Consider the following 5,096-nt stretch of genomic DNA (forward strand, 5'->3'; position numbering starts at 1 on the left):
CGAGGTGTCGATCAGCACACGGGTCACGCCATGCGATGTTTCGCGCTCGATCAGCAGCGAGCAGCGCCGCCGACGGTTGCGCGGCTCGTTCGGGTCGCAATCGCCCCAGTGGCCGCCAAGGCGGGGCACGCCGCCCGACGAACCGCAGCCCAGGATGATGAAGCGCAGCTCTGCCATCAGGCGGCCTGCCTCCATGTCTTGGCCTTCCAGAACAGACGGTCGAAATTGGCGGTGGTCTGGGCGAAGAACGCGGCCTCGGATAGCCCAAAGGTTTCGGCCGCGCGGCGGGCCGTGTGCAGTGTGTAGGCCGGTTCATTCCGCTTGCCGCGATAGGGGGGCGGCGCAAGGTAGGGCGCATCGGTTTCCACAAGGATGCGGTCCACGGGCGCGGCGGCAAAGATATCGCGCAGATCGGAGGAGCGCGGGAAGGCAGTGATCCCCGACATCGACAGGTAGAAGCCAAGACCGAGCGCCGTTTCCGCCAAGGCGGGTGACGAGGTGAAGCAATGCATCACGCAGGTAAACGCGCCTTTCGCGTGCTCTTCCGTCAGGATACGGGCCATGTCGTCATCTGCATCGCGCGAATGGATGATGAGCGGCAGGCCGGTCTGCCGTGCGGCCTCGATATGCAGGCGCAGGCTGACCTGCTGCATCTCGGCGCTGTCGGCGGTGTAGTGATAGTCGAGCCCGGTTTCGCCGATGCCGACGAACTTGGGGTGCTCGGCCAGCGCCACCAGTTCTTCGACCGTGGCCAGGGGCTCTTCCGCGGCGCTCATCGGATGGGTTCCGGCCGCCCAGAAGACGGGATCATGCGCCTCGGAGATGGCGCGCACGTTGGGCACGTTGCGCAGCCGGGTGCAGATCGTGACCATGCGGGTGACGCCATGATCGACGGCACGCTGAACGACCTGGGGCAGTTCCTCGGCGAAATCGGGGAAATCGAGATGGCAGTGGCTATCGACGATATCCGGCAGGTCACTCATCAAGCGTCGTCCTTCGCGCCGTCCTGGGATGGGTCAGAGGGGCAGGCGCTCGGCGGTGCTGCCAATCCGAAGACACATATCAAGGAGAAGCGCGGCAGGGTCAAGGTTGACCGCCTTGCCGCGCCGCGCGCGCGAGGTCAGGTCCGCCGAGAGGTCAGCCCAGGCGCGCGCTGCCTGCAAATCGGGCGCGAGCCGCGCGATCAGTTCGGCCTCGCCGGGCAGGATCTCGGGAAGGGGCTGGCCGGTGGCCCCCGTGCGCGCCAGCCGCGACAGGAGCCGGTCGATGAGATCGAGAAGCAGCTCGAACCGGGCCTCGGCCCCTTTCGCGCCCCCTGCGTCGGACAGTTTCACCGCGCGGGAACGATCCATGCGGGGCAGGGTGGCGAAAAGCTCCATGATCTCGGCGTAAAGCGTCAGCCCCTCCTGCTGGATGAGCGCGACGGCCTCGCCCACGGACCCTGCCGAAAGTTCGGCCAGCGCGGCGCTGTCGCCCGCGTCGATCCCGGCCTGGTGCAGCGCGCGGCCCATGTCATCGGGCCCGAGCGCGCCAAGCGCCAGCGTGCGGCAGCGCGACCGGATCGTGGGCAGAAGCCGCGAGGGCTGATGCGAGATAAGCAGAAGCGTGGCGTTCTTCGGCGGCTCTTCTAGCATCTTCAGCAGCGCATTCGCCGCGTTCTGGTTCATCTCCTCGGCGGCATCCACGATGACCACTCGGCGGCCGTTGCCGCCCGCAGACAGCCCGAAGAAATCCTTCATCTTGCGCACTTCATCGACCGTGATCGTTGTCTTGAGCCGCTTCTTTTCCCTGTCCCAGGGGCGGCGCAGCAGGAAAAGCCCCGGTTCCGAGAGAGCATGGATGCGATGGGCGACGGGATGGTCCGGCGCAATGTCCAGCCGGTCGGGCGGGGGCGGCGCGCCAAAGAGTGCATCGCCCTCGTCCATCGGCGTGGCCAGGAGGAAACGCGCGATGCGCCAGGCCAGTGTCGCCTTGCCCACGCCCTTGGGGCCGGTGATCAGCCAGGCGTGGTGCAGGCGGTGCGAGGTGTAGGCGCGCAGGAACGCGGCCTCGGCGGCCTGGTGCCCGAACAGGGAAAGGGTTTCGCGCGGGTGCGGGGCGCCTTCGGCGCGGTCGGCCTCGGGCAGGGCCTCGGCTTCGCCAAGCGCCTTCATGGCAGCGCCGCCTGCACGGCGGCCAGCACATCGGCGGCAATGGCTTCGGGCGCGCGGCCCGCGTCGATCAGCCGGCAGCGCCCGGGGAATTGATCGGCGAGCGCGTGAAAGCCGTCGCGCAGGGCCTTTTGGAAGGGCAGGCCGAAATCCTCGAACCGGTCCTCGCCCGATCGACGGGCGAGGCCACGGGCCAGGGCCGCCTCCGGGTCCATGTCGAGAATGAGCGTCAGGTCGGGTTCCATCCCGATGGCGAGCGCGTGGATGCCATCGACAAGCCCGCGCAGGTCGCCCCGGGTCGCGCCCTGGTAGACGCGGGTGGAATCGGCGAAGCGGTCGGTGATCACGATCTTGCCCGCTGCAAGGTTCGGGCGGATGGTCCGCTCCAGGTGATCGCGCCGCGCAGCGGTGAAGAGCAGGATCTCGGTTTCGGCGGACCAGCGGTCGGGATCGCCCTCGACCAGCAGGCGCCGGATTTCCTCGGCCCCCGGCGCACCGCCCGGTTCGCGCGTCAGAACCACGTCATGCCCGGCGCCGCGCAGGGTCTCGGCCAGCAGCCGGGCCTGGGTGCTCTTGCCCGATCCGTCGATGCCTTCGAGAGAGATGAACATCAGCCTGCCAGCGGATCGCCGCCGCCGAAGACCATCTGCATGACCTGTTCGAAGGCGGTGCGCAGGCGCGGGACGATCCCGGCGGTGCCCACGTCATGGGTGGCCAGAAGCGGCACGCGGCGTTCCTGCATCTCGGGCACGCGAATGACCAGCTCGCCAATTTCCTGACCGGCGACGATCGGGGCCTGGATCGGCCCGGTATAGACCACTTCGGCCTCCATCTCGTGATCGAGCAGGGCGGGCAGCAGCATGGTCACGCCATGGGCGGCCTGCATGCCGACTGTTGCGGCATCGCCCAAGAACACCTCGGCCTCGGCCACCTGGGTGCCTTCGGTCACGACCTCGCGCTCGGCGAACTGGCGGAAGGCCCAGTTGACGATGCGTTCGCTTTCGCGCGCCCTCGCCTCGGCAGAGCCGAGCCCGGTGATCACAAAGGTCACGCGGCGGTTGCCCTGAACGGCGGACCCGACAAGGCCATAGCCCGCCTCTTCGGTATGTCCGGTCTTGAGCCCGTCGACCCCGATCCCGAGCCCGAGCAGCGGGTTGCGGTTGTAGCGGTTGTCGGGCGCGCGACCGTCGAACTCGAATTCGCGCTGGGCAAAGTAGTTATAATATTGCGGGAACTCGGTGATCAGCCGTTCGGCCAGGATGCCCAGGTCGCGCATCGACATGACATGGCCCGGCACCGGCCAGCCGTTCGAGTTTCGGAACGTGGAATTCATCATGCCAAGCTGGCGCGCGCGCTGGGTCATGAGATCGGCAAAGCCCGCCTCGGTGCCATCGGGTGACAGCGCCTCGGCCAGAACGGCGGTGGCATCATTGCCCGACAGGACGATCACGCCAAGGATCAGGTCCTCGACGCTGACCCGGTCGCGCGTGTTGAGGAACATGGTCGAGCCGCCATAGTCCATCGCGTGCTGGCTGACGGGCAGCAGGGTGTCGAGCGTCAGCCGTCCATCTTCCAGCGCTTCGAACACCATGTTCAGGGTCATCAGTTTCGACATCGAGGCCGGCGGCAGGGGCAGATCGGCATTGAGGTCGAGCAGAACCTGCCCGGTATTGTGGTCGATCACATAGGCCGCCGTCGCCTCGGTTTCGAACGCGGCAGCGGGCAGGGCCAGGAGCAGGCCCAGGATGAAGGTCAGGACAAGGCGGAAGCGGGTGATCATGTATCCTCTGCTGTCGTCAGTCGGTTACGAAATAGGCATCGGTAAAGCCGAGTTCGCGAACGGTTTCACGCATGCGGTTACGTTCGGCACTGGTCTGGGCCGGGCCGATCACCACGCGCCAGAAGTTGCGCCCGCTCGAACTTTGCTCGTGCACCGTCGGCGTCAGACCCGCGTCGCGCATCATGCGGGCGGTCCGGTCGGCATTGGCCTCGACGCTGAAGATGCCGATCTGGATATAGGGCCGGTCAAGGCTGCTGGCCACCGGGGCAGGGGCCGCGGCCTCGGCTTCCTCGATGGCGGCGACGGCGGCTGAGATCGGGTCGATTTCCGTGGTTTCGATGCTCTCGCCAGCGGCGGCTGCTGCGGCGGTCGCGGCGGCCGGGGCGACCTCCGGGTCGGCCACTTCCTCGCGGCGCAGGGCGGTGACGTTCAGCGCGGTGGGCGCCCCTGCCACCATGCCGAGTGCTGCGGCGGCATCGGAGGACACCTGCAGGACCGGACCGGGATTTTCACGCTCGCGCCGGAACAGGGCGCCGATCACGAAACGGTCGTTTTCCTCGTTTCGGATGATGACCCGCTCGGGATCCTCGGCATCGGGATGGGCCACCCAGACCCCGCCAAGCGAGGGGCGGCCATCCCAGAGCCCCTGGTCGCTGACCTGGAACACCTCGGGGGCCTCCACATCGCGTTCCACCAGCCGGGTCGAGCCGGGCGTCGCGGACGCCGCGCCCCCGCTGGCCCCCGATCCCTGGCCGAAGGGCAGTTGCAGCCCCTCTTCACATCCCGCGATGGCGAGAAGCAGGGCCAGCGTGCCGGCAACCCGCACAGGCACCCGGGTTTTCTTCAGGAAGCTCATCTTACAATCCCCTGCTCTGCCGCCTCATGCGCCCGTTCTCCGGCGCTTCGTCTTGGCCATACCGCGATGGGCCCGCGTCGGGGGCGGACCAGTTTGCGGGAAAGATACAGGTTCCCCCGCGCCCTGCAAACCCATCCTTTCCAATTGGGCGGCAACCTGCAACTTGGCGCCTGTGCTCCACCGCTTTCAGAATCGCGGAAGGGCCGCTAAGGGAGAACCGACCCGGAGGAGTGGCAGAGTGGTCGAATGCACCGGTCTTGAAAACCGGCGTGCGTGAAAGCGTACCGTGGGTTCGAATCCCACCTCCTCC

At 67.5% G+C, this 5,096-nt stretch carries 5 protein-coding genes, 1 tRNA gene and 1 pseudogene; 1 reads left to right on the forward strand and 6 read right to left on the reverse strand.

The features are described 5' to 3' along the window. The 6 genes and pseudogenes from ACEQXV_RS04285 to ACEQXV_RS04310 all read right to left on the reverse strand — a co-directional run. Positions 1-177: pseudogene (locus tag ACEQXV_RS04285) on the reverse strand (MBL fold metallo-hydrolase); the annotation flags it as partial. Beyond that, positions 177-983, reverse strand: coding sequence for a TatD family hydrolase (locus ACEQXV_RS04290; protein WP_370268058.1), 807 nt, complete (start codon positions 981-983; stop codon positions 177-179). The gene ACEQXV_RS04290 and the pseudogene ACEQXV_RS04285, both read right to left, overlap by 1 nt. Before the next feature lie 33 nt (positions 984-1,016). After that, positions 1,017-2,153 carry a DNA polymerase III subunit delta' gene (locus ACEQXV_RS04295; RefSeq protein ID WP_370253609.1) on the reverse strand — a complete coding sequence of 379 codons (1,137 nt, stop codon included), beginning with the start codon at positions 2,151-2,153 and terminating at the stop codon, positions 1,017-1,019. After that, positions 2,150-2,761 (reverse strand): dTMP kinase, encoded by a 612-nt coding sequence (gene tmk / locus ACEQXV_RS04300; RefSeq protein ID WP_370268059.1) that lies wholly within the window; start codon positions 2,759-2,761, stop codon positions 2,150-2,152. Before tmk ends, ACEQXV_RS04295 begins: the two co-directional genes overlap by 4 nt. After that, positions 2,761-3,930, reverse strand: a complete 1,170-nt coding sequence (locus ACEQXV_RS04305) for a D-alanyl-D-alanine carboxypeptidase family protein (protein WP_370253606.1) — start codon at positions 3,928-3,930, stop codon at positions 2,761-2,763. Before ACEQXV_RS04305 ends, tmk begins: the two co-directional genes overlap by 1 nt. Positions 3,931-3,946: 16 nt before the next feature. Then, positions 3,947-4,786, reverse strand: a complete 840-nt coding sequence (locus ACEQXV_RS04310) for an SPOR domain-containing protein (protein WP_370253605.1) — start codon at positions 4,784-4,786, stop codon at positions 3,947-3,949. A 224-nt stretch (positions 4,787-5,010) separates the two neighbouring features. Between ACEQXV_RS04310 and ACEQXV_RS04315 the strand changes: the two genes are divergently transcribed. Continuing rightward, positions 5,011-5,096, forward strand: a tRNA-Ser gene (locus ACEQXV_RS04315).

Source organism: Nioella sp., from assembly GCF_964229645.1.
Lineage (GTDB): Bacteria > Pseudomonadota > Alphaproteobacteria > Rhodobacterales > Rhodobacteraceae > Nioella.

What these genes read in the sequence shown, in the direction of transcription:
- ACEQXV_RS04310 (WP_370253605.1), bottom strand. Translation starts at nt 4,786, where the DNA reads ATGAGCTTCCTGAAGAAAACCCGGGTGCCTGTGCGGGTTGCCGGCACG.
- ACEQXV_RS04305 (WP_370253606.1), bottom strand. Translation starts at nt 3,930, where the DNA reads ATGATCACCCGCTTCCGCCTTGTCCTGACCTTCATCCTGGGCCTGCTC.
- ACEQXV_RS04290 (WP_370268058.1), bottom strand. Translation starts at nt 983, where the DNA reads ATGAGTGACCTGCCGGATATCGTCGATAGCCACTGCCATCTCGATTTC.
- ACEQXV_RS04295 (WP_370253609.1), bottom strand. Translation starts at nt 2,153, where the DNA reads ATGAAGGCGCTTGGCGAAGCCGAGGCCCTGCCCGAGGCCGACCGCGCC.
- tmk (WP_370268059.1), bottom strand. Translation starts at nt 2,761, where the DNA reads ATGTTCATCTCTCTCGAAGGCATCGACGGATCGGGCAAGAGCACCCAG.